Genomic DNA, 24,187 nt, shown 5'->3' on the forward strand with positions numbered 1-24,187 from the left:
TCGGTCGTCGTACGCCCGCTCAGACGAGGTCGCGCCAGTCGACATCCTCGTCGTCATCCGCCACGGGGGTCACGCCCGTGATCACGGGAAGGCTCATGGTCTCGGTGGGAGGCCCCATGATCGTGGCCTCGTCGCGGCGGTGCCGGAGCACCTCGTTGATGTAACTGGTGAGCACCTCGGCGAGCGGCACGGACCGCCCCTGATTCTGCGACAGGTACCAGCGGTGCTCCAGCACCTGGTGGAAGACCTCGGCGGGCTCGAGCTTGGCGCGCAAGTCGTAGGGGATCGCCCGCACCACGGGCTCGAAGACGCGCGTGAGCCATTCGTGCGCGTACATCTCCTCGTCGGCCCACTGCTTGGTGGAGCGAGCGCGGAACTCGTCGAGGTCGTTCAGCAGACGACGGGCCTGGTTCTCCTCGACGTCGAGGCCCGTCAGCCGGATCAGCCGGCGCTGATGATGACCCGCGTCGACCACCTTCGGCTGGATCTCGACCACGGTGCCGTCGGACGTGGTCGACATGGACATCTCGTCGATGTCGAACCCGAGAGCGTTCAGCCTTTCGACCCGCTCGGTGATACGCCAGGTCTCCGCGGCCGAGAACGACTCCTGCGCGGTGAGCTCGGCCCACAGGGAGCGGTAGGAGGAGACGATGCCGTCGGCGATCGCGATCGCATCGACGCCGCGCTCGAGCCTGCCGCCTGCGGCGAGATCCATGACTTCGCCGGCGATGTTCGTTCGTGCGAGGTCGAGGTCGTATGCGCGCTGTCCGTCGGTGAGCCCCTCCTCGTGCAGCTCGCCGGTCTCGGCGTCGACGAGATAGGCCGCGAAGGCGCCGGCGTCTCGACGGAAGAGCGTGTTCGACAGCGACACGTCGCCCCAGTAGAAGCCGACGTTGTGCAGACGAACGAGCAGGAGAGCCAGCGCATCGACGAGACGCGTGGCGGTGTCGGGGCGGAGGACGCGCGTGAACAGAGCGCGGTACGGCATAGAGAAGCGCAGATGCGAGGTCACGAGAGCAGCGGGAAGAGGATCGCCCGCGGCATCCGTCCGTCCGGCGATCACCGCGACCCGATCGACGCAGGGGACGGCGAGGCGGGCGAGGTTTCCGAGCATGTCGTATTCGCGCTTGGCCATCTCGTCCGTCGTCTCCTTGACCGCCACCACCCGACCCGAGAGGTCGGCGAAGCGCACGAGATGCCGGGAGAGACCCTTCGGCAGCGACACGATCTGCTCGGACGGCCACTTCGCGAGAGTCGTCGACCAGGGCAGCGTCAGCAGACCAGGGTCGACCGTGCTGGCGGTGATGCGGAGTGCGTCCTGCATGGTTCTCCTGAAGTGATGGATGCCGGGGGAAACGACGCGGCGCGGGACGACCAGAAAGGTCGACCCGCGCCGCGATGCTGCAGAACTCAGGAAGCCGAGACCACCGGCTTGTCGTTCAGGCGCTCGCCCGACTCGATGTCGAAGGCGTGCACGTGGCCCGCGTTCGCCGCCAGGGTGACGGTCTCGCCCGCGTTCGGGTGGCTGCGACCGTCGACGCGTGCGACGAGGTCGGCGCGCTTGCCGTTGATCTCCGTGTGGCCGTACAGGTAGCCGTCGGCGCCGAGCTCCTCGACCAGATCGACCACGACCGAGAGGCCCTTGCCGTCGGCGGGGCCGACGGTGATGTCCTCAGGGCGAACACCCACCGTGACCTGCGAGCCGTTCGCGCGGCCCACGGTGTCGCGGTCGAGCGCGACGATCTCGGTGCCGAACTTCACGCCGCCGTCGGCGAGGTCTGCGGCGAACAGGTTCATGGCCGGCGAGCCGATGAAGCCTGCGACGAAGACGTTGTTCGGCTTCTCGTACAGGTCGCGCGGCGATCCGACCTGCTGGAGCAGGCCGTCCTTGAGGACCGCGATGCGGTCGCCCATGGTGAGCGCCTCGGTCTGGTCATGCGTGACGTACACGGTGGTGACGCCCAGGCGACGCTGCAGCGATGCGATCTGCGTACGGGTCTGGACGCGGAGCTTGGCGTCGAGGTTCGACAGCGGCTCGTCCATGAGGAACACCTGCGGCTGACGCACGATCGCGCGGCCCATGGCGACACGCTGACGCTGGCCGCCCGAGAGCGCCTTCGGCTTGCGGGTCAGGTACTCCTCGAGGTCGAGGAGCTTGGCGGCCTCGAGAACGCGGGTGGCGCGCTCTTCCTTGCCGACGCCGGCGATCTTGAGGGCGAAGCCCATGTTCTCGGCGACGGTCATGTGCGGGTACAGCGCGTAGTTCTGGAACACCATCGCGATGTCGCGGTCCTTCGGGGGCACGTCGGTGACGTCGCGGTCGCCGATGAGGATGCGGCCGGCGTTGACCTCTTCGAGACCTGCGAGCATGCGCAGCGACGTGGACTTACCGCAACCGGAGGGGCCGACGAGGACGAGGAACTCGCCGTCCGCGACCTCGAGGTTCAGCTTGTCCACGGCGGGACGGGTGCCGCCGGGATACAGGCGGGTGGCGTCATCGAAAGTGACAGATGCCATTGTGTTTCTCCTTCACCGGCAGGTACGTGCCGGACGATCCGTAGTGATAGAGCGGCGGGGAGCACCCGCCGTGACCCATCATTGGGTCGGGTTCAGTATGGCAGAGCAGACGCCGATCGGTAAACGTCGCACCTGGGTATTTCTCAGACTGTCTGGCTAGCATCGAACCCGGCCGCGTTTCGCGGCGTTCGCCGCGTCGAGCGGCGTCCGGGGCCACCCTGCCCCCGTGAGACGGCAAGAGGAACGATGTCGAGCGACGAGACGCCGAACGTCCCCACCCCTCGCAATTCGCGCGAGGCCGTGCGGGAGAAGGCACAGCAGGTGCACGCCCAGCAGTCGAGGGCGCGTCTGATGCGACGGATCATCATCGGAGCGGTGGCGATCGTCGCCGTCGGTGCGATCGGCACGGCGGTGACCCTTGCGGTGTCGGCGCAGGTGACCAAGCCGCAGCTCTCCCCGAGCGGGATGGATGGCGACGGCATCCTCATCTCCGACATCTCGGCGACCGCGTCGTCCGACGAGGTTCCCGCGACGCCCAGCGCCGAGCCCACAGACGCCGCCACCGAGCCGACGGCGACGCCTGAGCCCACCGCGACGGGGAACGCCGTCGACATCCACATCTACGTGGACTACCTGTCGCCCGACGCGGGCACTTTCGAGCGCGCGAACGCACGCCAGCTGGTGAACTGGATCACCGAGGGCGCGGCGACCGTCACGTACCACCCGGTCGCGCTTCTCACGGCGAGCTCCAACGGCACGAAGTATTCGCTCCGCGCCGCAGCTGCGGCCGCGTGCGTCGCGACGCACTCGCCTGATCAGTTCTACGCCTTCAATCACGATCTGCTCGACGACCAGCCGGAGATCAACAGCGACGGACGCAGTGATGCCGACCTCGCGAATGCCGCAGTAGCGGTCGGCGTGAGCAACGCCAAGGACGTGAAGTCGTGCATCGAGGATCAGGACTACGTCGCCTGGGCGAAGGAAGCCACCAACCGCGCACTCGCCGGACCGCTGGTCGGATCGGATGAGCTCGTTCTGACGTCGGCGCCGATGGTGGTCGTGAACGGCGAGCAGTACGTGGGTGCGCTCGACGACGCCACCGAGTTCTCGCAGTTCGTGCTCACGGTCGCCAGCGACGCGTACTACGAGGCGACGCCCACTCCCACTCCCACGCCGACCGAGACTCCCGCGCAGTAGTCGGAGCGGGTTTCAGGGCGCCCCGCCACCATCGCTATGCTGGTGGCATCCGCCGACTTAGCTCAGCTGGTAGAGCACCTGTCTTGTAAACAGGATGTCACGGGTTCGAATCCCGTAGTCGGCTCCACGACGGATCCGCAATACGGCGTCATCCGGGGAATGCAGCGGGACCATCCGCACGTTGTCCCGAGCATGACCCGCATCGGAAACAGTGATCTCGACGTCTTCCCGCTCTCTCTCGGCGGCAACGTGTTCGGCTGGACGGCCGACCGCGATGCTTCCTTCGCCGTACTCGACGCGTTCGTCGCCGGAGGCGGCGACTTCATCGACACCGCCGACGCCTACAGCGCGTGGGTGCCCGGAAACCACGGTGGCGAGAGCGAGACGATCATCGGCGAGTGGCTCGCTTCGCGCACGCCGAAGAACGTCGTCGTCGCGACGAAGGTGAGTCAGCACCCCGACTTCAGGGGTCTCTCGGCATCGAACGTGCGCGCGGCGGCCGAGGCATCGCTCGCACGACTCGGAGTCGACGCCATCGACCTCTACTACGCGCACTTCGATGACGAGACCGTTCCGCTCGAGGAGACCGTCGCCGCCTTCGGGCAGCTGGTGGCCGACGGCCTGGTTCGCCACGTCGCCGTGTCGAACTACAGCGCCGACCGCATCCGCGAGTGGGTGGAGATCGCGGACCGTCTGGGCGTCGCACGCCCGGTCGCTGTGCAGCCGCACTACAACCTCGTGCACCGCAACGACGTGGAGGAGACGATCATCCCCGTGGCCGAGGAGTTCGGTCTCGGACTCGTTCCCTACTACTCGCTCGCGAGCGGCTTCCTGACGGGCAAGTACCGCTCCACGGATGCGGCCGATCAGTCGTCTCCGCGCGCCACCGGTGCCGCCAAGTACGCGACCGAGGCGGGCCTGCGGATCATCGATTCGCTCGAGGAGATCGGCGCAGCGCACGGCGCATCGATCGCCGCGACCTCGCTGGCCTGGCTCCGTGCGCAGCCGACGGTCGTCGCCCCGATCGCCAGCGCGCGCACAGTGGACCAGGTGCCCGATCTGCTCGCCGGAGCGCGTCTCGAGCTCACAGCCGATGAGATCGCCGCGCTCGACCGCGTCTCGGAGTGGACTCCCGCTCGAGGCTAGGCGCCCGCCGGCGAGTCGTCGCCGTAGCCGAGCCGGTGCGCGAGGATGACGGCGTGAATGCGGTCGCGCGCACCGAGCTTGGCGAGCACGCGGCTTACGTGCGTCTTGACTGTCGATTCGGACACGAACAACGTCTCGCCGATCTCGGCGTTGCTGAGTCCTCGTGCGATCGCGAGGAACACGTCGTGCTCGCGGTCGGTGAGCGTCTCGATCAGTTCGGCGCCTTCGGGTGCCGGCGTGTGCAGCCGCGATGACACGTGGTCGAGCAGCATCCTGGTGATCCGCGGTGACAGCGCGGCATCTCCGCGATGCACGGCGCGCACCGCGGAGATCATCTCGTGGCGCTGCGCGTCTTTGAGCAGGAACCCGCTCGCCCCCGCGCGGATCGCGCCGAACGCGTACTCGTCGAGATCGAAGGTGGTGAGCACGAGCACCCGCGTTCCCGGATGCTCGCGCACGATCGCCTCTGTCGCGGCGATGCCGTCGAGCCCCGGCATCCGGATGTCCATCAGGACGAGATCGGGCTGCAAGGCTCCGGCCTGTGCGATCGCCGCGTGACCATCGCTCGCCTCGCCGATGACCACCAGATCGCTTTCGGCTTCGAGGACCATGCGGAACCCGAGCCGGATGAGCTCCTGATCGTCGACGAGAAGGATCCTGATCTGTTCTGTCATGACTGCTCCAGTTCCTGCTCCACGCCGGGCTCGCCACCGGGGATCGTCGCGCGCAGCCGCCACCGCGAGACCTCCGTGCGCCCGTATTCGATGTCGCCGTTCACGTGCGCGACGCGCTCGGCGAGCCCCTTGAGGCCGAAGCCCGACGGGCCGCTCGCATCGCCGACTCCGTCGTTCACGATCTCGACGACGACTCCGCGTGCGGACCGCTCGAGCCGCACGGCGATCGCGGTCGCGGCGGGCGCGTGCCGGATCGCGTTCGTCACTCCCTCCTGAACGATGCGCGCGACGGCGTGCTCGACGCCGGGGCCGAACGTCGTTCCCCCGGTGCTCGAGAGGCTGACCGGGAAACCGGCCCGCTGGGCGTTCATCACGGTGTCGTGCGGCGTCGGCGCCGACATCGGCGACAGGGGGAGGGGGGCGCCGTCGTCGCGGAGCACGCCGAGCATCGATCGCATCTCTCCGAGGGCCGAGCGGGCGGTGGCGGCAGCGGCGGTCGCGGCCTCGCGGGCCCGGGCAGCATCCGACGTCGCCGCCGCACCCTCTGAGAGCGCGACGATCACGGTGAGCGAATGCGAGACGATGTCGTGCATCTCTCTGGCGATCCGGGCGCGCTCCGCGGCGGCGGCCAGCTGCGCCTGCTGATCGCGCTCGATGAGCAGTTGCCGGGATCGGTCGATGAGCGCGGCCAGGTAGCGCTTGCGTCCGCCCACGTTGATGCCGATCAGCACGCCGATCAGCCCGACCACGAGATTGCCGATGAGACCGTTCGCGGCCATCTGAAGAGTGATCGTCCCGACCGCCATGAGCGCTGCCGACAGAGCTGCGAGGGCGCCCAGGCCTATTCCGAGCCCCAGCCATGCGGCGCGGCTCGAGGCGTACACGGCGAGAGAGTATGCCGCCACCGTCACCATGGGCGTGCCGCCGGGCGCCCCGAGGAAGAGGAAGAACGCCTCGGCGAGGAAAGCAGCGACGAACGGGACGAGCGGATGCCGTCGGCGCAGCAGCAGGGTTCCGCAAGCGGCGACGACGGAGATCGGGACGAGGACCGCCAGCAGGATCGCGGTCGGCTCGGGGAGATCGTGCTCGCCGGCCCGCACCGGCGTCAGCGACAGGACGAGGCAGAAGAGAGCGATCAGGATGTCGCCGAACAGCGGATGCCGGGCCCAGAACCTCCGGAACACCCCGGGGGGACGCGGCAGCCGCAGACCGTCGTCCTCGAGGGCGACGGCGCTGCGGCTGCGCGGCTTGCTCACGGAGCGACTCTACGCGTCACGCGTGCGCAGCACGGCCCAGGCGCCGAGCATTCCCGCGATCACCCAGGCGCCCAGCGTCAGGTAGGCGACAGGCGTGTCCAGAGCGGCATTCTCGGTGAGGATCGCACTCTGTGCTGCCGCCACCGGCAGGTAGCCGGCGGCGTCCGTGACCCAGGCCCAGGATTCTCCGGCCAGCATGAAGAAGTTCGCCACGATCGGCAGCACGAACAGCAGGCCGACGGTGGCGGCGATCGCCCCCGCGCCCGAGCGGAGGATGAAACCGAACGCCACTCCGATCAGCGCGAACACTGCCATCGCCAAGGACGACACGACGACAGGGAGGACGGACGCCGACGGCTCGGACCAGTCGATGCTCTGGTCACGCGATGCGACGACCGCCGTGACGGCGAGAGCCGCCGCGAAGAAGATCACCAGGGACGACACGAACATGAACAGGGCGATGACGACGGCCTTGGCCGCGAGGACCGACCCACGTACTGGATTCGCAGCGAGAGTGGAGCGGATCATCCCGGTCGAGTACTCGCCGGTGACGGAGATGGCGCCGAGGATGCCCGCGAGCAGCATCGTGAACTGGATCGGCATGACGACGGCCTGGATCGGATCGAAGCCCGGCTGTTCGACCGCCTGAGCGATCAGCACGGCGATCCCGATGGTGAGCACGGCGACGATGCCGATCGACCACCAGGTCGACCGCAGCGTGGCGAGCTTGATCCACTCGCCGTGCAGTGCACGCGGGAAGGAGGGTCGGTGACCCGTGTCGACTCGCGGTCGGGTGAGGGGAGGGGCCTGGATGGTCATGAGATCTCCTTGGTGCGGTACTCGACGGAATCGCCGGTGAGTGCGAGGTAGGCGTCTTCGAGCGAGCCGGTGGTCGGGGTCAGCTCGTGCAGGGGGATGCCGCGCTCGGCGGCGAGGTCTCCGATGCGCGCGGCCGGAAGGCCGACGATGTCGAGCAGATCGGGGGCGGTGCTCACGATCTCGACGGCCGGGCCGCCCACCGCCGCTGCCAGATCGGCAGCGCGCGGCGTCCGCACGCGCACCGTGTTGACTGTCCAGGCGCGCACGAGCTCTTCGAGAGGCGCATCGGCGAGGACCTGGCCGCGTCCCATCACGATGACGTGGTCGGCGGTCTGCGCCATCTCGCTCATCAGGTGGCTCGACAGCAGCACAGTGCGTCCTTCGGAAGCCGCGTGCCGTACGAACTGGCGCACCCACCGGACTCCCTCGGGGTCGAGGCCGTTGACCGGCTCGTCGAGGATCAGGGTGTGCGGGTCGCCGAGCAGGGCGGAGGCGATGCCGAGTCGCTGCCCCATGCCCAGTGAGAACTTGCCGGCGCGTTTGCGGGCGACGGGGCCGATGCCTGCCAGGTCGATCACCTCGTCGACGCGGGACGCGGGGATGCCGTGCGTGGCCGCCATCGCCCGCAGATGGTTGCGGGCGGTGCGACCGGTGTGCACGGCTTTGGCGTCGAGCAGCACGCCGACTTCGGTCAGCGGGGCGCGGAGTCTGCGGTACTCGCGACCGCCGACGGTCGCACGACCCGAGGTCGGGCGGTCGAGGCCGACGATCATGCGCATGGTCGTGGACTTGCCGGCGCCGTTGGGTCCGAGGAAGCCCGTGACGCTTCCGGGCTTGACGGTGAACGACACGTCCTGGACGGCGGTCTTGTCTCCGAATCGCTTCGTGAGGCCTTCAGCTGTGATCATGCCTCCACGCTAGGCGTGGGCATCCGCCGGGCGCGTCCTCCTCAGGTACCCATCTCGGGTGCTCCGGCATCCCCCGATCGGCGGACTGCGGGTCTACGGGTCGACGAACTCGAAGATCATCTCTTCTGGCGACGGTCCCCACGGATCGAAGATGATCTCGGGGTCGTAGACGTCGAGAGGATGTTCGTAGGCGGGTCCCCAGTACCCGTCCGCATCGAGGGCTCGGAAGTAGAACCAGTACCAGCCACGGGAGTTCATCCGCAGCCGCTTGACCGCGTGTCCGGCTGAGTCCAGAGTGATGACCGCCGTGTGGCCCGTCATCGACGACACAGAGATCGTGCCGTTCGCCGGACCTGTGACGTCGATGACGAGTCCGGTCGTGCTCGCCTCCGTCACCTGCATGTCCCAGTTGCCGGTGATGTCCTCGAATCCCTTGACGGCCGGCGACTCGATCGTGAACGAGCCGATGGTGGCCGTGGACTGCGTCGTCCCGTCATCCGCCCACACCTGATAGTCGTAGGTTCCCGCCGGCAGCTCGAGACCACGCGGATCGAAGGACCAGCTGCCGTCGTCGCCGACGGCGGGCGTGTAACGTCGGCCGTTCAGCTCGACGGCGACGGCAGATCCCGGTGTCGCGGTGCCCGCGATCGCGGGGGCGATGTAGCCGGCGGACGCCGCCGGAGTCGTCACACCGGGAGTCAGCGGGGCATCCGGATCATCGCCCGGATCGGCCACCGGCTGTGTCACAGGTTGAGGCCGCGTCGGGTAGCCCGGAAACGCGTCCGGATCATCGACGAGGTCCACCGACTCGATGCCGGGATCGGAGTTCCATCGCCCGAGTCGGGGTGGATCCGGCTGCGCCGGAGCGGTCGTCGAGGGTGGCGAGGTCGCACCCGTCTGGCCGGTGGATGGCCCACCGGGGGCGGGTGAGGCCGTCGCGACACTGCTCCTCGCATCGGTGAGCGGTGCCCCGTCGGCCTCGCCCGGGTGCACGAGGAAGGAGCCGAGCAGGATCCCGCCGACTGCCAGGACGCCGACGCCGCCCGCGAGCAGACTCGCGATGCCTGCTCCGGCGCCGGTGAGGAGTGCACCTGCGGCCACGGCCGTTCCCGGTGCGAGTGCGCTGGTGGCAGGAAGAGCGACGCCCAGTGCGCCGAAGCCGACCGCGGACAGCGTGACGCCTTGCAGACGCCGTGCGTCGGTACGGAGGACGAGGAGAAGATCGCTGCACATCATGCAGTTCTCCAGATGCGTCGTGACCTCGACGTTGACGTCCAGATCGTCGGGGACCGACAGGTACCGGGGGAGGAGACGCGCGGCATGGGACTCGTCCTCGCGCAGGGGGACCGGCACCTGCCGGGTCAACCACTGCACCTTCAGGCCCGTGCGCGCCCTGCGGTGCAGCGCGGATACGGCGTTCGGCCTGATGCCGAGTTCGCGGGCGATCTGCGGGCGTGCGACGTCTGCGACTTCGGACAGCCAGAGCACCTTCTGCCAGCGTTCAGGGAGGTCCTGGAAAGCTCCGAGCAGTTCGTTGGCGTTCGACTCCCGCTCGACCAGGCTCAGCGCATCGCGGAAGTCGACCGTATCCGCCTCCACCGTGTCGTCGAATCGGCTGGCCTCCTTGCGCCAGCGGATCGCAGTGTTGCGGATCACAGCCTTGAGATACGACCGGAACGCGAAGTCGGGTCCGCCGCCGTTCGTCGTCACCTGCTGATAGATCGCGAGGAACGACTCCGAGGCGAGATCCTCGGCACGAGAGGGGAGCAGCCGGCGAGAGTAGCGCAGAGCCGCGCCGATGTGACGCTCCCACAGGATGACGTACGCCTCGCGCTGTCCGTCGCGAAGTTCGCGGAGCAGCTCGGCGTCGCTTCGAGGATCCTCCACGCGAATCGAGCCCCCCATACCGGTATACACAGCCAATGATAGACGCGAGGTAGAGGACTCGCCTTCGGAGGCGCCCCTCGTCCTGGGCCATGCGCGCGGGGAGGCGGCTCGAGAGGCGACGCCCCCTTCGCGCGGACTCCGGCACCGACGGGTGCGACCTGTGTCTGAAGCGACGCGGTGCAGAGCGATCGCGATCGGCGTCGGCGGCGCGGCGGGAGTCCGTGACGCACAGTCGGGTTCTGGCCCCATTTGGGGGTCAGAACTGCGGATTTCTCACCGTTCGCACGGTCCACCCGCCAATCTGAACGGGTCGCAGCGGAGCGATCGACTCCGAGGAGCGCCTCTCCCGCGACGATCTCGCCCGGTGAGACGCCGTCCCCGGCACCACCTCCCCTCGGGGCCGGGGACCGCGCCGCGCGACGGACAGGAACCCTCGATCGATTCGATCGAGGGTTCTTCCTTCTTGACCCCCGCCGGGGGTCAAGAAGGAACCCGACTGCTGTCAGCGGTCTCCTGCCGCGGCTCGACTCGACCGTTCCGTCTCGGAGATGATGTAGCCGTCGGCCCACGCGATCCTGGCGAGGTCGAGCTTGGTGCGAGCGGGACGGCCGGCGACGGTGAACTTCGTCCGGACGCGCTGCAGGTACTTTCGCGCCGTGTCCTGCTTGACTCCGATGCGATCGGCGACGTCGGCTATCGACAGTCCGCTGGCGTACAGAGCGAGTGCGCGTTCCTCCTGTCTGCTGAGCTGCGGAGCATCGGCAGGCCCATGGATGGCGGTCTGTGCGCGCGCCGTGATCGTTAGCCTGCCTGCAAGCGCGCTCTCCGCCGCCGACACGAACATCTCCTCGCTGTCGGTCGTCGACACGATGCCGTCGATGCCGATGGAGATCACGTGCCGGGCGGTGTGCCGGGAGCGCAACGACGAGAGGATGAGAACCCGCATGCCGGCGTCGCGCAGTGCGCTGATCACCCCGACCTGTCGGAGCGCTTCCGCATCGGCAGGCAGATCGAGGATCAGCAGGTGCGGCCAGCGTGTCCGGTCCGTGCGCTGCAACCACGCCACGAACGGCCGCAGCGATCCGCCGACGTGCACCACATCGAGGCCGACCTCGTCCCGCAGCAGCTGCACCGTTCGCGAGCGCTGCATGACGAACTCCTCGACGACTGCTGCGCGGCGCACTCGCCGCACATCGACACGGTCTTTCCGCATCGCGCACCTCCACTGTTCTCGGAGGCATCAGGAGCTCCGTCATAGACGAAGTGCATCTCGGAGGCGAAAAGTGACGCGGGGGTCGTGTCCGACCTCCGTCCGATCAGGATGGAGGGCGCCCGAAGAGTTCCGGATCGACCGGGCGCACGGCCCGAGGCAGCTTCTCGACGACGAGAAGATACGACTCGGTCACGAGCTCGGCCACCAGCTCCGTCTCGAGCGTCGGGCCGGGCGTCAGGGTGATCCAGTGCTTCTTGTTCATGTGGTACCCCGGCGCGATGTCGGCGAAGGCCTCCCGCAGCGCGGTCGCATCATCGGGGTGGGACTTGAGGGTCACGCGACCCGTGCCGTCGAGCGGGATGAGCAGGAACACGCGCCCGCGCACTTTGTAGACGTCCCACTCGGGGCCGAAGGGATTGTCCCGTGTCGCTCCCGGGAGCTCGTCGGCGCGCTCCGCGGCGAGGGAGATCAGATCTGCGGCATCCATCCTCAGAACAGCCGCTCGGCGCCCTTGTCATCCGCGCGGGGCACCGTGACCACTCGGTCGTCGAGGGAGGCCGCGGCCAGCAGCGCCTCGTCGATGAGCTCGCGGTCGCCCTGCGCGCTCAGCCAATCGCGAGCGAAGGCGGTCGGGATGAGCACCGGCATCCGATCGTGGACCTCTGCCAGGTGGGCCGGGGCCGGACGCATGACGATCGAGTAGCAGGTGAACCACTGGCCGTCGGGCGTCCGGCCCCGCTGGGTCACAGCGGCCATGCCGAAAAGGGCTGAGGTGTCGAGCCCGAACTCGTGCCACACCCGTTCGGGCTTCTTCAACTCGTACCACCCGGTCGCCGGGACCAGCGCTCGTGACTTCAGCGCGCCCGGCCGCTCCTGCAGTCGCTCCGAACGGGTGTTGATCGACGGGAACTTCGCCGGTTCCCCGTTCACGAGGAAGCCCCACCACGCCGGCTCGAGCGTCGCCTCCCCGCCGTCGTCGACGACGATGGGGCTGAGGTTGCGCAGGTTCTTGCCTGTGGGTCGCAGCGTCTCGCCGGCGTTGGCCGCGGCCCACTCTCGCAGACCTTCCAGCAGGGCCTCATCGGCCTCGGCCAGGAGCTCGTCGTCGGTGAACCGGGGATCCAGTCCGTAGCTCGCGCACATGCAGACAGATTAGCCCGGGTCAAGTGACGCGTCGCGTGAAGATGACCTCCTCACGGGGGTCATCTTCGCCGCGACCCGCAGCGGCGGGGGTCTCAGCCCATACAAATGAGACGAGTGCGGCGGTGACTCCAGCAAGGCCGCGCTCGAGCCACATGCGATTGTGAGCGCGACCCCAGCGCGTCGTCACCGCCTTCCCCAGGCAGATGGCGCTGGTGCGCGCGTGCACCAAGAGGGAGAAGAATGTCAGACCTGAATCCGAGAACCACCAATCGAGCCCGGACACCGCTCCTGCTCAGCGGCGCGATGGCGATGCTGATCGTCCCGGCCCTGGTTCCGATGGCCGCCCAGGCGGCGCCTGCAGCGGATGCCGAACCCACCACGATCACGCGCGCTGGGGCCTTCACGCAGGTCGTGCCCGACGGCGTGTGCTCCGTCGACGTGCGCGTCGCGGGAGCACCGGGTGGCAGCGCGGTCTCCGCCGGAGACACGGAGCCGGATCCCGAGGGGGATCCGGGCGATCTTCGTGGCCCGAACGGCTCCGGAGCGCTCTTCAGCGCGAGGCTCGCCGTGCAGGCGGGGCAGACGCTCACCGGCGCGGTGGGCGGCGCCGGTGCGAACGGAGGTGCGGCGGGCCTGCCTGGCGGCGGCGTCGGCGGCACCGGCACCCACCGCGGTGCAGGCGGTGGCGGATACAGCGAGGTCAGCCTCGGTGGTGAGCTGCTGCTCCTCGCCGGCGGTGGCGGCGGCACCGGTGGTGGTCACACCGCAGACTTCGGCAGCGGTGGCGACGGTGGATTCGCCCTCGGCGGCGGGGTCGCGCTCGACGGCGGATTCGTCTATGCCGGAGGAAACGGCCAGAACGGGCAGGACGAAGGCGTGCTCGAGGATGTCCAGACCGCGCCCGGCGGAGGGCAGGGCGGCTCGACCGTCGGGGGCGCGGCGGGAACGAACCCGCGCAGCCAGACCGACGCGGAACTGCCCGGGTTCGACTGGAACGGTTTCGCCGGATCCTCCCTGCTGGGCGGCAACGGCGGTCCAGACAACTTCGCCGACGCCGGCGGAGCCGGCGGTGGCGGGTACTTCGGCGGTGGCGGCGGCGCTGCGACCGACGGCGAGGTCGGCAACGCCACGACCGGCTACTTCGTCGGCGGTGGTGGCGGCGGTGGCGCCAGCTACTCTGCCGACGACGCACTGATCAGCGCCCTCGGTCTGGACAAGAACCGTGACGCCGAGAGCGGTGCTGCGCTCGCCGCATTCGTCGAATTCGACTGGGTGATGTGCGACTACGACCTTGCAGTCTCGAAGAGCGTCGTGGGCGCACCCGTCTTCGAAGACGGCGCGATCGTGCGCTACTCGGTGACCGTCACCAACAACGGCCCTGACGACATGGCCGTGGGCGACACCGTCTCTCTGTCGGACGAGCTCGTCGTGGGCGGAACCCTGGTCTCGGTCGACGGGCTGGGCGCGAGCGAGCCCGCTGTCGGCGAGGCGATCACGGGCGACATCGAGGCCTACGATCTCGTCGACCTCGGCGAGGAGCTGGGCGAGCGCCCTGTGGGTCTTTCCGCGGGGGCGAGCGCGACCTTCGTGTACGACGTCGTCGTGGCCGGGAGCGAACCCGTGACCAACACCGTGACGATCTCCGACCGTGCGACGGACGACACCGATGATGAGGCCAGCGCGACGGTCGATCCCGCAGCCCCGTCTCTCTCATTGGTGAAGACGGCCGACCTCGTCAAGGCGACGCAGGTCGGTCAGAAGGTCACCTACTCTTTCGTCGTGACCAACACGGGCAACATCGATCTCCGTGAGATCGCGATCGATGAGGGATCCTTCAGCGGCAAGGGCGACCTGGCCGACCCGACCTGCCCGGCCGAACCCGTGAGTCCGGGCGCGAGCGTCACCTGCACCACGGTCTACACCGTGCTCGCGGAAGACCTCACCGGCGACGCGATCACCAACACGGCGTCCGCCTCGGCGGTGACCCCTGGTGGGGCCGCAGTCGAGAGTGCTGACGCCGCAGCCCAGGTGCCGACGGTCAAGCCCGTCGTGGCCACCGGCCTGGCGAGCACGGGTGGCGAGCTGAACAGCGTCTGGGTGCTATCCGGCGCGGCTGCTCTGCTCACGGGTGCGGCAGTGCTCATCATCGCCCGCCGTCGGATGAGCTGATCCGAGGCTGACACGACGAAGGCTCTCACCCCTGGGGTGAGAGCCTTCGTCGCGTCAGGAGCCGGAGTCAGCGGATGAGGAAGCCTTCGTCGTACGCGAGGCGGGCGAGTTCGAGCTTCGTCCGAGCCTGGTAACCAGCCGCAGTGTATTTGTCCCTGATCCGAGCGAGGTACTTCCGGGCTGCGTTGTGACGGATGCCGATACGGGCCGCTGCGTCCGCGATGCCCAGCGCACGCGCGATCGTCCGCGAGCCTGGTTGGGTGACCGCCAGTACCCGCACGCCCGCGGAACGCAGTGCGCCGATCACTGCCAGGGCTTCGGATATCGCTCGTTCCGACAGCACGGCGATCACCATCGCGTGCGGCCATCCGGTCTGGTCGACGGTCTGCATCCAGTCCGTGTGCTGCCGGGGCGTGGCACCTGCGAACACGACCTGCGCCCCCTGGGCGACCAGAAGCTCCTCGGTTCGGGGTCCTGGCCGTGGACAGCCGCTCGGCTAGGGTCGAGAGGTGATCGAGAAGCGCCCGCTGCCCGCCCCCGTCGCGCTCGGCGGCGCGGTGGCGATCGGGGTCATGACGGCCGTGCAGGCGCGCGTGAACGGCGTCCTCGGCGTCGAGGTCGGCAACGGGATCGTGGCGGGCTTCATATCCTTCGCGGTGGGACTTCTGATCCTGATCGTGGTCATCCCGTGCATCCCCTCGGCGAGGCAGGGTGCTGCGCGGCTGTGGCGAGGAGTGCGCGGAGGGACGATCCCGTTCTGGATGCTCCTGGGCGGAACGTGCGGCGCGCTCACCGTCTCCACGCAGGGGATCACTGCCGGAGTGCTCGGGGTGTCGCTGTTCACGGTGGGAGTCGTGGCGGGTCAGACTCTGCACGGCCTGGTGCTCGATCGGCTGGGCGTCGGCCCTGCGGGTGTCGTCGCCGTGACGGTCGGACGTGTGCTCGGGGGAGTCTTCGCCCTCGCGGCGGTCGCGATCTCGCTCTCCGGCGACGTGCTCGCCTCTGCGCCGCTGTGGATGCTGCTGCTGCCGTTCGCTGCCGGGGTCGGCATCGCCTGGCAGGCGGCGGCCAACGGGCGGCTCGCCCAGAGGGTGCAGTCGCCGATGGCGGCCACGCTGATGAGCTTCGTCGGCGGAGTGATCGCACTAGCGGTCGCCGCAGGGGTGAGCGTCGTGCTCCGAGGGCCGGCGCAGCCACCGCCTCCCGAGCCCTGGCTGTATCTCGGAGGTCTCCTCGGCTTCGCATACATCCTCCTCGGCGCCTTCATCGTGGCGCACACCGGGGTGCTGCTGATGGGGCTGGGGTCGGTGCTCGGTCAGCTCACGGCATCCGTCCTGATCGATCTGCTCTGGCCTGCCGAAGCGGGCCCGCAGCTGTGGCAGCTGATCGCGATGATCGCCGTCGCGGTGCTCTCGGTCGTCGTGGCGGTTCCGTGGCGGCGAGGCCGCCGCGAGAATGGTTGACCTGCATCGATAGTTGCCTTATTGCAACTAATGGCGTATGGTTGATGGAGATCAACTATTTACGCAGGAGTCTTCCACTGTGACCACCACTTCTTCCACGCCCCTCGAGACCGCGCGCTCGGCGCGCGAGGTCTTCACGGCGATCTCCGGCCTCATCGTCGGAATGTTCGTCGCGGTGCTCTCGGGCACCGTCGTGTCGACCTCGATGCCCGTCATCATCGCCGACCTCGGCGGCACCCAGTCCCAGTACACCTGGGTCATCACCGCGAGCCTGCTGGCGACCGCCGTCTCCACCCCGATCTGGGGCAAGCTCGCCGACCTCGTCGACCGCAAGATCCTCGTGCAGCTCTCGCTCGTCATCTTCACCGTCGGCACGGTGATAGCCGGCTTCTCGACCGACACCAACATGCTGATCGCCGTCCGTGTGATCCAGGGCATCGGCGTCGGTGGACTCATGTCGCTCGTCATGATCGCGGTCGCCCTCATCATCTCGCCCCGCGAGCGCGGCAAGTACATGGGCGTCGTCGGCGGCATCATGGCCCTCGGCACGATCGGCGGCCCGCTGCTCGGCGGACTCCTCACCGACGTCTGGGGCTGGCGCTCCAACTTCTTCGTCGGCGTGCCCTTCGCGATCCTCGCCCTCGTGCTGCTGCAGTTCACCCTGCACCTGCCCAAGCCACAGCGCGACACCAAGGTGTCGATCGACTACTTCGGCATCGTGCTGCTCGCGGTCGGCGTCTCGACCCTGCTCATCTGGGTGTCGATGGGCGGCAGCCAGTTCGACTGGGACTCCTCGACGAGCATCATGCTCGCCGTCACCGCGGGCGTCGCGATCGCCGCCTTCATCACCGTCGAGTTCTTCGTCAAGGAACCGATCGTGCCGATGTCGCTGTTCCGCAACCGCACCTTCACCCTGTCGGTCATCGCCTCGATCGCCATCGGCGTCTCGATGTTCGCGACCTCGGTGTTCCTCGCGCAGTACTTCCAGCTGGCCCGTGGCGCCACGCCCACCGAGTCCGGCCTCATGACCATTCCGATGATCATCGGGCAGATGGGTGCGTCGATCATCATCGGCCAGCTCGTCAGCCGCTTCGGCAAGTGGAAGGGATGGATGCTCACAGGCTCCGTGCTGACCACCGTCGGCGTCTCTCTGATGGCGACGCTGCGCTACGACACCCCGTTCCCGCTTGTCGCCACGTTCATGTTCATCCTCGGAGCCGGCCTCGGCATGGTGATGCAGAACCTCACGCTCATCGTGCAGAACGACACCGCTCCGCAGCAGCTGGGTGCCGCCTCGTCGAACGTCAACTTCTTCCGCACGATCGCCGGCACCATCGGCGTGACCGTCATGGGGGCGACCCTCTCGACGAGCGTGGCGAACTACATCACCGACGCGCTCGCCGGCTTCACGCCGACGACACCCGAAGAGATCGGCGCTCTGAAGCATCTCGCCTCGGGCGACGTGCCGAAGGTCGGCGAGCTGCCGCACACGATCCGCGCGATCGTCGAGGGGGCGTACGGCCACGGCATCGCCGACGCGTTCATCATCGCGATCCCGCTCGCGCTGATCGCGATCATCGCGATCGCGTTCATCAAGAACAAGCCGTTGTCGACCAAGAACGCCGCCGAGCAGCTGCTGGAGCAGGCGGAGGAGTCGGCGATCGAGGTCGCGGAGGCCGAGATGGGAGCCTCGACCGGCACCATCGGCGTCATCGGCGCCGGGTCCTCGCGGCGCTGACATGTCCACTTCGGAACTCGCGATGCCGTCGGACGTCGATGCGGCCCTGGCGGATTTCCAGGGCCAGCTGAACCTGATCTTCGCGAAGGCCCGGCTGCTGTGGAAGGACTCCGCCGCCCGAGTCGACCCCGAGCTGCAGGTGGCCGGCTACAAGCTGCTGACCTTCCTCGACGGTGCAGGGGCGTCGAGCGCGCACGAGCTGGCCGAGCGTTTCGAGATGGACAAGTCGGTCATCAGTCGTCAGGTGCGGATGCTGGAGTGCCACGGCCTTCTGGAGTCGCGCCCGGATGATCGCGACGGCCGCCTGCGGGTGCTCACGGTGACGCCGAAGGCGCGAGCCGTGCTCGCGCAGGTGCGGGGCGAATACGCCCTGCGCCTGCGCGCCGTGATCGGCGAGCTGACCGCCGACGAGATCAGGACGGCGTCGAAGGTGTTCCGCCTTCTGGCCGAGGCCTGAGGCGACGCGCTCTACACTGGCGAGCATGACCGAAGAACCGTCCGATCTCGATCTCGCCGTCGCCAGGGTCGAGCACGAGCTCGCCGGACTCTTCGCGCGTATCCGTGTGAGCTGGCGTGAAGCCGCAGTCACCGTGCATCCCGACCTGCAGCCGCTCGGCTACCAGGTTCTGACGTCGATCGCGACCGGCAAGGCCACCTCTGCGGGGGCGATCATCGAGCGCCTGCAGACCGACAAGTCGGCGGTGAGCCGCCAGGTGCGCCAGCTCGAGGAGCTGGGGCTGGTCGAGAGCGTCCGTGACCCCGACGACCGCCGTGCGCGGGTTCTCGTGGCGACCGACCTCGCTCAGGAGCGGGTCGCCGCCGCGCGGGCGCGCTACGAGGAGCGACTCGGCGAGCGTCTGCGCGTGTGGTCAGCCGACGACCTCGATCATTTCGCCGATCTCCTCGCCGCGTTGGGCGGCTGAGCGGCTACTTCTTCTTCTTCTTCTTCTTGGACTTCTTGGAAGGCTTGTCGGCCTTCGCTGACGCCTTCTCGGGATTCGGCAGTCGCGTCAGAAGACGACGGGCGTCGACGGCTTTGCGGCGGCCCGGGCGCTTGCCGGCGGGCTTGCCGCCGACGTACAGCCAGCCGAGCAGCTCCTCATCCTTGCCGAGGCCGTGCGCCTTGGCGACGGCTTTCGAGCGCGTGTAGTGCCCTGTGCGCCACAGCACGCCCCAGCCGGCCTCGTCGAGCAGCAGGCTCAGCGTGTGCGCGACACCGGAGGCCACGGCCTCCTGCTCCCACCGCGGAACCTTCTCGCTCTTGCGGTAGCTCGCGACCACGGCGATGAGGAGCGGGGCGCGCAGCGGCTTCGATGACGGAGACGAGTCGCCCTCGGCCTTCGCGATCGCAGCGCCCAGCACTTCGCGATCCGCACCGCGGAGCTCGATCAGGCGCCAGGGCCGCAACGAGGAGTGGTCAGCGACCCGGCCGGCGGCTGCAACGAGCTGCAGGAGCTCCTCTCGGCCCGGTGCGAGCTCGGTGACCTTCGACCAGGACTGGCGAGAGCGGACCGCCTCGAGCGCGCTCACTCGGCGTCCGGCGTGAAGTTCAGGGCGATCGAGTTCATGCAGTAGCGGTCGCCGGTGGGCGTGCCGAAGCCGTCGGGGAAGACGTGGCCCAGGTGCGAACCGCAGTTCCTGCAGCGCACCTCCGTGCGCGACATGCCCAGGCTCGTGTCCTCGATGAGCTCGACCGCCTCGGGGCGGATCGACTCGTAGAAGCTCGGCCAGCCGCACCCCGAGTCGAACTTCGTACCGCTCTTGAAGAGCTCGGCACCGCACGCGCCGCAGGTGTAGAGCCCGGCGCGCTTCTCGTCGAGCAGCTCACCGGTCCATGCACGCTCGGTCGCGGCCTGGCGCAGCACTGCGTACTGATCGGCGCCGAGTTCTTCGCGCCACTGTTCTTCGGTCTTGTCCACGCTGTACGACATGGACCCATTCTCTCGCGTCTGCCTGTGGCCGGGCGCAGTGCGACGAGAATGGAGGGATGACGGATGCCGTGCAGCGCCGATACGCGCGTTTCGCCGAGGAGGAGGCGCCAGGGCGCAGCGAACTGTACGCCGAGTGGGCGCGCGGCGTCGCCGCCGACGGTGCGGTCAGTCGGGTTATCGAACGGATACCCGAGAACAGGCGACAGCCGCCGCTGGTGTTCGCCGTGACCCGGATGCTCGGGGCAGGCCTGGACGGCTTCGGCGCGTGGCGCGACTTCGTGCTCGCACACGCGGACGACATCGTCGCCGAGTGCACGGCGAGGCGGCTGCAGACCAACGAGCCGCTGCGGCTCTCCCCGCTGCTCCCGGTCCTCAGCGAGATCGACGGGCCGATCGCGCTGCTGGAGATCGGGGCGTCGGCAGGGCTGTGCCTGTACCCCGACCGCTACTCGTACCGGTTCATCGATGCGGCCGGCGCTGTGCGGCGGACGCTCGATCCGGAATCGGGCCCGTCGCCGGTGGTGCTGGAGAGCGTCGTCACGGGAGCCCTGCCGCCCATGCGCCTGCCGCGAGTCGTGTGGCGCGCCGGCATCGACCTCACGCCTCTGGATGCGGCTGACGACCGCGACCGGCGCTGGCTGCAGGGACTCGTGTGGCCGGGGGAGGAGGGGCGCGAGCAGCGCGTCACCGCGGCACTCGACATCGCGGCATCCGATCCGCCCCTGCTGATCGCGGGCGACGCGCTCGCCGAAGTCGACGCGCTCGCGCGCTCGGCACCCGCCGAGGCGACTCTCGTGATCACGACGCCGGGTGTGCTCGTGCACATCCCGCGCGAGCCGAGGACGGCGCTCGTCGAGCGCATCCGCGGGCTGCCCGCGCGATGGATCACGATCGATCCACCAGGGCTCCTGGATGTATGGGACCCCGCAGTCGACGCCGAGACCTGGCCGGGATTCGTCGTCGCCCTCGACGGTGCGGTGCGCGCGGCATCCGACCCGCTCGGGCGCCGATGGGAGTGGCGCGCAGGCATCCACGCCGCGGCGATCTAGTCTGTTCCCATGCTGGGTGAGATGACGGAGCGCGACCGCGCCATCCTCGCGCTCGAGACCCTGTGGCCTCGGCACAGCGGCGCGAAGGAGGAGGCGATCCGCGCCCAGCTCGGAATGAGCGCGGCACGCTACTACCAGCTGCTGGGCCGCCTCATCGACTCGGAAGAGGCGCTGAGATACGACCCGATGCTGGTCGCCCGACTCCGTCGCATCCGCGACGCCCGGGCGTTCCAGCGCTCCACACGGTCTCCAGGATTCGTCGGCTAGCATCGAGGGGTGTCCAAGCCCACTCGAGACCGATTCGATGACGTCCCCCGTTCGACTGGACGAGTAGGGGCGCACCGTGCCGAGGCTCCGGGCATGAACGGCTGGGTCGTTCTGCTGTGGTCGTTCGTGGCCGCTCTCGTGCTCATCATCGGCGGCATCTTCGGCTCTCTCGTGGTCATGGGGCGCATCAGCCTGTTCCCCGAGGCGGTGCCGAGCTCCACTCCCACGCCGATCGAGACCGGCGTGGTCGACACGAGCTATTCGGTCGTGATCCTGAACGCGACGACCGACGAGGGGCTCGACACGCAGATGCGCGACACCTTGATCAACAGCGGCTGGCCGGCGGGCATCGTGTTCGCCAGCGACAGCACGAGCCAGGATTTCTCCACGACGACGGTGTACTACGTCGACGCTGCTGACGAGCTGGCCGCGATCGGACTCGCCAACCTCCTCGGCGGGGCAGAGGTCGAGCAGAGCGACTTCTACGCCGATCAGAACACCACCGACCAGAAGCAGATGACCGTCGTCATCGGCCTCGACCGCGTAAGTTCTGCTCCGGCCGCCCCTGAGGACACGCCGGCGCCCTGAGGCGGTGCCCGTCTCCCTCTCCGGCGGCTTGCACTCGAAGGTGTCGAGTGCCAGAATGGCGTTAGCACTCTCTCACTCTGAGTGCTAAACCCAACGTCTACGTCCAGGAGGGACGACAAAACTCATGGCAAAGATCATCGCTTTCGATGAGGAGGCCCGCCGCGGCCTCGAGCGCGGCCTCAACATCCTCGCCGACGCCGTCAAGGTGACGCTCGGCCCGCGCGGTCGCAACGTCGTGCTCGAGAAGAAGTGGGGCGCTCCCACGATCACGAACGACGGTGTGTCCATCGCCAAGGAGATCGAGCTGGACGACCCGTACGAGAAGATCGGCGCGGAGCTCGTCAAGGAGGTCGCCAAGAAGACCGACGACGTCGCAGGTGACGGAACCACCACCGCCACCGTCCTCGCTCAGGCACTCGTCCGCGAGGGCCTGCGAAACGTCGCGGCCGGCGCCGACCCCATCTCGCTCAAGCGCGGCATCGAGAAGGCCGTCGCCGCGATCACCGAGGAGCTGCTGTCCAGCGCCAAGGAAATCGACTCGAAGGAGCAGATCGCCGCGACCGCATCGATCTCGGCTGCTGACCCCGCCATCGGCGAGCTCATCGCCGAGGCGATCGACAAGGTCGGCAAGGAAGGCGTGGTCACCGTCGAGGAGTCCCAGACCTTCGGCACCGAGCTCGAGCTCACCGAGGGCATGCGCTTCGACAAGGGCTACCTGAACCCGTACTTCGTGACGGACCCCGAGCGTCAGGAGGCGGTCTTCGAGGACGCCTACATCCTGATCGCGAACCAGAAGATCTCGAACATCAAGGACCTTCTGCCCATCGTCGACAAGGTGATCCAGGACGGCAAGGAGCTCGTCATCATCGCCGAGGACGTCGAGGGCGAGGCTCTCGCGACCCTCGTGCTGAACAAGCTCAAGGGCATCTTCAAGTCGGTCGCCGTCAAGGCTCCCGGCTTCGGCGACCGCCGCAAGGCGCAGCTGCAGGACATCGCGATCCTCACCGGTGGTCAGGTCATCACCGAAGAGGTCGGCCTCAAGCTCGAGAACGCCACGCTCGACCTCCTGGGTCGTGCACGCAAGGTCATCGTCACCAAGGACGAGACCACGATCGTCGAGGGCGCCGGTGAGGCAGACCAGATCGAGGGTCGTGTCACGCAGATCCGTCGTGAGATCGAGAACACCGACAGCGACTACGACCGCGAGAAGCTGCAGGAGCGTCTCGCCAAGCTCGCCGGCGGCGTCGCCGTCATCAAGGCGGGTGCGGCGACCGAGGTCGAGCTCAAGGAGCGCAAGCACCGCATCGAGGACGCCGTCCGCAACGCGAAGGCAGCCGTCGAGGAGGGCATCGTCCCCGGTGGTGGCGTCGCGCTGATCCAGTCGGGCACCAAGGCCCTCGACGCTCTCTCGCTCACGGGCGACGAGGCGACCGGCGCGAACATCGTCCGCGTCGCGATCGAGGCTCCGCTGAAGCAGATCGCTCTCAACGCCGGTCTCGAGCCGGGTGTCGTCGCGAACAAGGTCGCCGGCCTGGAGTCGGGACACGGCCTGAACGCCGCGACCGGCGAGTACGTCGACATGTTCGCCGCGGGCATCATCGACCCGGCCAAGGTGACGCGTTCGGCTCTGCAGAACGCCGCTTCGATCGCCGGCCTCTTCCTCACCACCGAGGTCGTCGTCGCCGACAAGCCCGAGAAGGCTTCGGCTCCGATGGGTGACCCGTCGGGCGGCATGGACTTCTGATCCTTCGATCCCCACGCCCCACTCCAGACAGCGCCAGCGCGCTGCCCGGAGCCTCCGGGCGCGGGGCCCCGGCTCAGGAACCCAGAGTTCACTAGACAGAAACGCCCCGGCTCAGGCCGGGGCGTTTCTGCTTTTCGGGGGTCAGCGGAACAGGCTCGCAGAGTACTGATCGGCGTCGGCGTACTGCGTCGCCGCTCCGCCGAGGGCGGTGCCGATCGACTCGAGGACCTGCTCGACGTGCAGCTGCGCACCGCGCCACTGCTGCGCGCAGTTCTGGAACGCGACCGACGCGGCACCCGACCACGACGACTCGAGCTGCGTGAGCTGAGCCATCAGGGTCGCGGACTCGCTCTGCAGCCGCTCCATGGTGGCGCGGGTCGAGCCCTGCGCGGTGGCGACGGCTTCTGTGTCGACGGTGAAGACGGACATGGGAACTCCTTTGATCTGCGGGGTTTTCGATCTGTGGGTTCCGACGCTA

At 68.5% G+C, this 24,187-nt stretch carries 25 protein-coding genes and 1 tRNA gene; 12 read left to right on the top strand and 14 right to left on the bottom strand.

The features are described from left to right. Positions 1-19: 19 nt before the first annotated feature. Positions 20-1,324: a DUF4032 domain-containing protein gene (locus tag ACI3KT_RS07495; RefSeq protein ID WP_292906449.1), complete on the bottom strand. Its 1,305-nt coding sequence runs from the start codon at positions 1,322-1,324 to the stop codon at positions 20-22. An 86-nt stretch (positions 1,325-1,410) separates the two neighbouring features. Then, positions 1,411-2,517: an ABC transporter ATP-binding protein gene (locus ACI3KT_RS07500; RefSeq protein WP_292906447.1), complete on the bottom strand. Its 1,107-nt coding sequence runs from the start codon at positions 2,515-2,517 to the stop codon at positions 1,411-1,413. Between the two features lie 246 nt (positions 2,518-2,763). Here ACI3KT_RS07500 and ACI3KT_RS07505 point away from each other — a divergent pair, with 246 nt between their 5' ends. From ACI3KT_RS07505 to ACI3KT_RS07515, 3 genes are all read left to right on the top strand, one after another. Next, positions 2,764-3,714, top strand: a complete 951-nt coding sequence (locus ACI3KT_RS07505; RefSeq protein ID WP_307298348.1) for a thioredoxin domain-containing protein — start codon at positions 2,764-2,766, stop codon at positions 3,712-3,714. Positions 3,715-3,765: 51 nt separating this feature from the next. Next, positions 3,766-3,841: transfer RNA gene (locus ACI3KT_RS07510), tRNA-Thr, on the top strand. A 65-nt stretch (positions 3,842-3,906) separates the two neighbouring features. Next, positions 3,907-4,860 carry an aldo/keto reductase gene (locus ACI3KT_RS07515; protein ID WP_404903416.1) on the top strand — a complete coding sequence of 318 codons (954 nt, stop codon included), beginning with the start codon at positions 3,907-3,909 and terminating at the stop codon, positions 4,858-4,860. Here ACI3KT_RS07515 and ACI3KT_RS07520 read toward each other — a convergent pair. The 8 genes from ACI3KT_RS07520 to ACI3KT_RS07555 all read right to left on the bottom strand — a co-directional run bounded on the left by ACI3KT_RS07520 (position 4,857) and on the right by ACI3KT_RS07555 (position 12,760). Further along, a complete protein-coding gene (locus tag ACI3KT_RS07520) occupies positions 4,857-5,534 on the bottom strand; it encodes a response regulator (protein ID WP_404903418.1) in 678 nt (225 codons plus the stop codon). The two genes, ACI3KT_RS07515 and ACI3KT_RS07520, sit on opposite strands and share 4 nt — an antisense overlap. Next, complete coding sequence (locus tag ACI3KT_RS07525) at positions 5,531-6,790, bottom strand: sensor histidine kinase (RefSeq protein WP_307298342.1); 1,260 nt, start codon at positions 6,788-6,790, stop codon at positions 5,531-5,533. Before ACI3KT_RS07525 ends, ACI3KT_RS07520 begins: the two co-directional genes overlap by 4 nt. A 9-nt stretch (positions 6,791-6,799) precedes the next feature. After that, positions 6,800-7,609 (bottom strand): ABC transporter permease, encoded by an 810-nt coding sequence (locus ACI3KT_RS07530; protein ID WP_292906437.1) that lies wholly within the window; start codon positions 7,607-7,609, stop codon positions 6,800-6,802. Then, positions 7,606-8,517 (bottom strand): ABC transporter ATP-binding protein, encoded by a 912-nt coding sequence (locus ACI3KT_RS07535; RefSeq protein WP_292906435.1) that lies wholly within the window; start codon positions 8,515-8,517, stop codon positions 7,606-7,608. Before ACI3KT_RS07535 ends, ACI3KT_RS07530 begins: the two co-directional genes overlap by 4 nt. 93 nt (positions 8,518-8,610) lie before the next feature. Continuing rightward, entirely contained in the window at positions 8,611-10,404 is a 1,794-nt protein-coding gene (locus ACI3KT_RS07540; protein WP_404903419.1) for a sigma-70 family RNA polymerase sigma factor, read from the bottom strand. A gap of 502 nt (positions 10,405-10,906) precedes the next feature. After that, on the bottom strand, positions 10,907-11,617 hold the full coding sequence (locus ACI3KT_RS07545) for a helix-turn-helix transcriptional regulator (RefSeq protein ID WP_404903421.1): 711 nt from the start codon (positions 11,615-11,617) through the stop codon (positions 10,907-10,909). 103 nt (positions 11,618-11,720) lie between these two features. Beyond that, positions 11,721-12,104, bottom strand: a complete 384-nt coding sequence (locus ACI3KT_RS07550; protein ID WP_404903423.1) for an MmcQ/YjbR family DNA-binding protein — start codon at positions 12,102-12,104, stop codon at positions 11,721-11,723. 2 nt (positions 12,105-12,106) lie between these two features. Continuing rightward, the gene (locus ACI3KT_RS07555) at positions 12,107-12,760 is read right to left on the bottom strand and encodes an SOS response-associated peptidase family protein (protein WP_404903424.1); all 654 of its coding nucleotides are present in this window, start codon (positions 12,758-12,760) and stop codon (positions 12,107-12,109) included. A gap of 240 nt (positions 12,761-13,000) precedes the next feature. On the opposite strand from ACI3KT_RS07555, the gene ACI3KT_RS07560 reads away from it, so the two are divergent. After that, entirely contained in the window at positions 13,001-14,929 is a 1,929-nt protein-coding gene (locus tag ACI3KT_RS07560; protein WP_404903426.1) for an LPXTG cell wall anchor domain-containing protein, read from the top strand. A 67-nt stretch (positions 14,930-14,996) separates the two neighbouring features. Here ACI3KT_RS07560 and ACI3KT_RS07565 read toward each other — a convergent pair whose 3' ends face one another. Continuing rightward, positions 14,997-15,320: a hypothetical protein gene (locus ACI3KT_RS07565; RefSeq protein ID WP_404903428.1), complete on the bottom strand. Its 324-nt coding sequence runs from the start codon at positions 15,318-15,320 to the stop codon at positions 14,997-14,999. Between the two features lie 121 nt (positions 15,321-15,441). On the opposite strand from ACI3KT_RS07565, the gene ACI3KT_RS07570 reads away from it, so the two are divergent. From ACI3KT_RS07570 to ACI3KT_RS07585, 4 genes are all read left to right on the top strand, one after another. Further along, on the top strand, positions 15,442-16,392 hold the full coding sequence (locus tag ACI3KT_RS07570) for a DMT family transporter (RefSeq protein ID WP_404903697.1): 951 nt from the start codon (positions 15,442-15,444) through the stop codon (positions 16,390-16,392). A 79-nt stretch (positions 16,393-16,471) separates the two neighbouring features. Then, positions 16,472-18,130 carry a DHA2 family efflux MFS transporter permease subunit gene (locus ACI3KT_RS07575; protein ID WP_292906421.1) on the top strand — a complete coding sequence of 553 codons (1,659 nt, stop codon included), beginning with the start codon at positions 16,472-16,474 and terminating at the stop codon, positions 18,128-18,130. 1 nt (position 18,131) lies between these two features. Continuing rightward, positions 18,132-18,587 carry a MarR family winged helix-turn-helix transcriptional regulator gene (locus tag ACI3KT_RS07580; protein WP_292906419.1) on the top strand — a complete coding sequence of 152 codons (456 nt, stop codon included), beginning with the start codon at positions 18,132-18,134 and terminating at the stop codon, positions 18,585-18,587. 25 nt (positions 18,588-18,612) lie between these two features. Beyond that, positions 18,613-19,053, top strand: coding sequence for a MarR family winged helix-turn-helix transcriptional regulator (locus ACI3KT_RS07585; RefSeq protein WP_307298323.1), 441 nt, complete (start codon positions 18,613-18,615; stop codon positions 19,051-19,053). Between the two features lie 4 nt (positions 19,054-19,057). Here the strand turns inward: ACI3KT_RS07585 and ACI3KT_RS07590 are convergent, their stop codons facing one another. Beyond that, entirely contained in the window at positions 19,058-19,660 is a 603-nt protein-coding gene (locus ACI3KT_RS07590) for a nitroreductase family protein (protein ID WP_404903430.1), read from the bottom strand. Then, entirely contained in the window at positions 19,657-20,061 is a 405-nt protein-coding gene (gene msrB, locus ACI3KT_RS07595; RefSeq protein ID WP_292906414.1) for a peptide-methionine (R)-S-oxide reductase MsrB, read from the bottom strand. Before msrB ends, ACI3KT_RS07590 begins: the two co-directional genes overlap by 4 nt. Before the next feature lie 56 nt (positions 20,062-20,117). Between msrB and ACI3KT_RS07600 the strand changes: the two genes are divergently transcribed. The 4 genes from ACI3KT_RS07600 to groL all read left to right on the top strand — a co-directional run bounded on the left by ACI3KT_RS07600 (position 20,118) and on the right by groL (position 23,709). Then, on the top strand, positions 20,118-21,110 hold the full coding sequence (locus ACI3KT_RS07600; RefSeq protein WP_404903432.1) for a DUF2332 family protein: 993 nt from the start codon (positions 20,118-20,120) through the stop codon (positions 21,108-21,110). A gap of 9 nt (positions 21,111-21,119) precedes the next feature. After that, positions 21,120-21,377, top strand: a complete 258-nt coding sequence (locus ACI3KT_RS07605; protein ID WP_307298317.1) for a DUF3263 domain-containing protein — start codon at positions 21,120-21,122, stop codon at positions 21,375-21,377. A 9-nt stretch (positions 21,378-21,386) separates the two neighbouring features. Beyond that, a complete protein-coding gene (locus tag ACI3KT_RS07610; RefSeq protein WP_404903433.1) occupies positions 21,387-21,965 on the top strand; it encodes a LytR C-terminal domain-containing protein in 579 nt (192 codons plus the stop codon). Between the two features lie 124 nt (positions 21,966-22,089). Then, positions 22,090-23,709: a chaperonin GroEL gene (gene groL, locus ACI3KT_RS07615; RefSeq protein WP_292906411.1), complete on the top strand. Its 1,620-nt coding sequence runs from the start codon at positions 22,090-22,092 to the stop codon at positions 23,707-23,709. A 141-nt stretch (positions 23,710-23,850) separates the two neighbouring features. Here the strand turns inward: groL and ACI3KT_RS07620 are convergent, their stop codons facing one another. Beyond that, the gene (locus tag ACI3KT_RS07620; protein WP_292906409.1) at positions 23,851-24,138 is read right to left on the bottom strand and encodes a WXG100 family type VII secretion target; all 288 of its coding nucleotides are present in this window, start codon (positions 24,136-24,138) and stop codon (positions 23,851-23,853) included. Between the last annotated feature and the right edge of the window lie 49 nt (positions 24,139-24,187).

It is taken from the genome of Microbacterium sp. ZW T6_19, from assembly GCF_044987465.1.
Classification (GTDB): Bacteria; Actinomycetota; Actinomycetes; order Actinomycetales; family Microbacteriaceae; genus Microbacterium; species Microbacterium natoriense_A.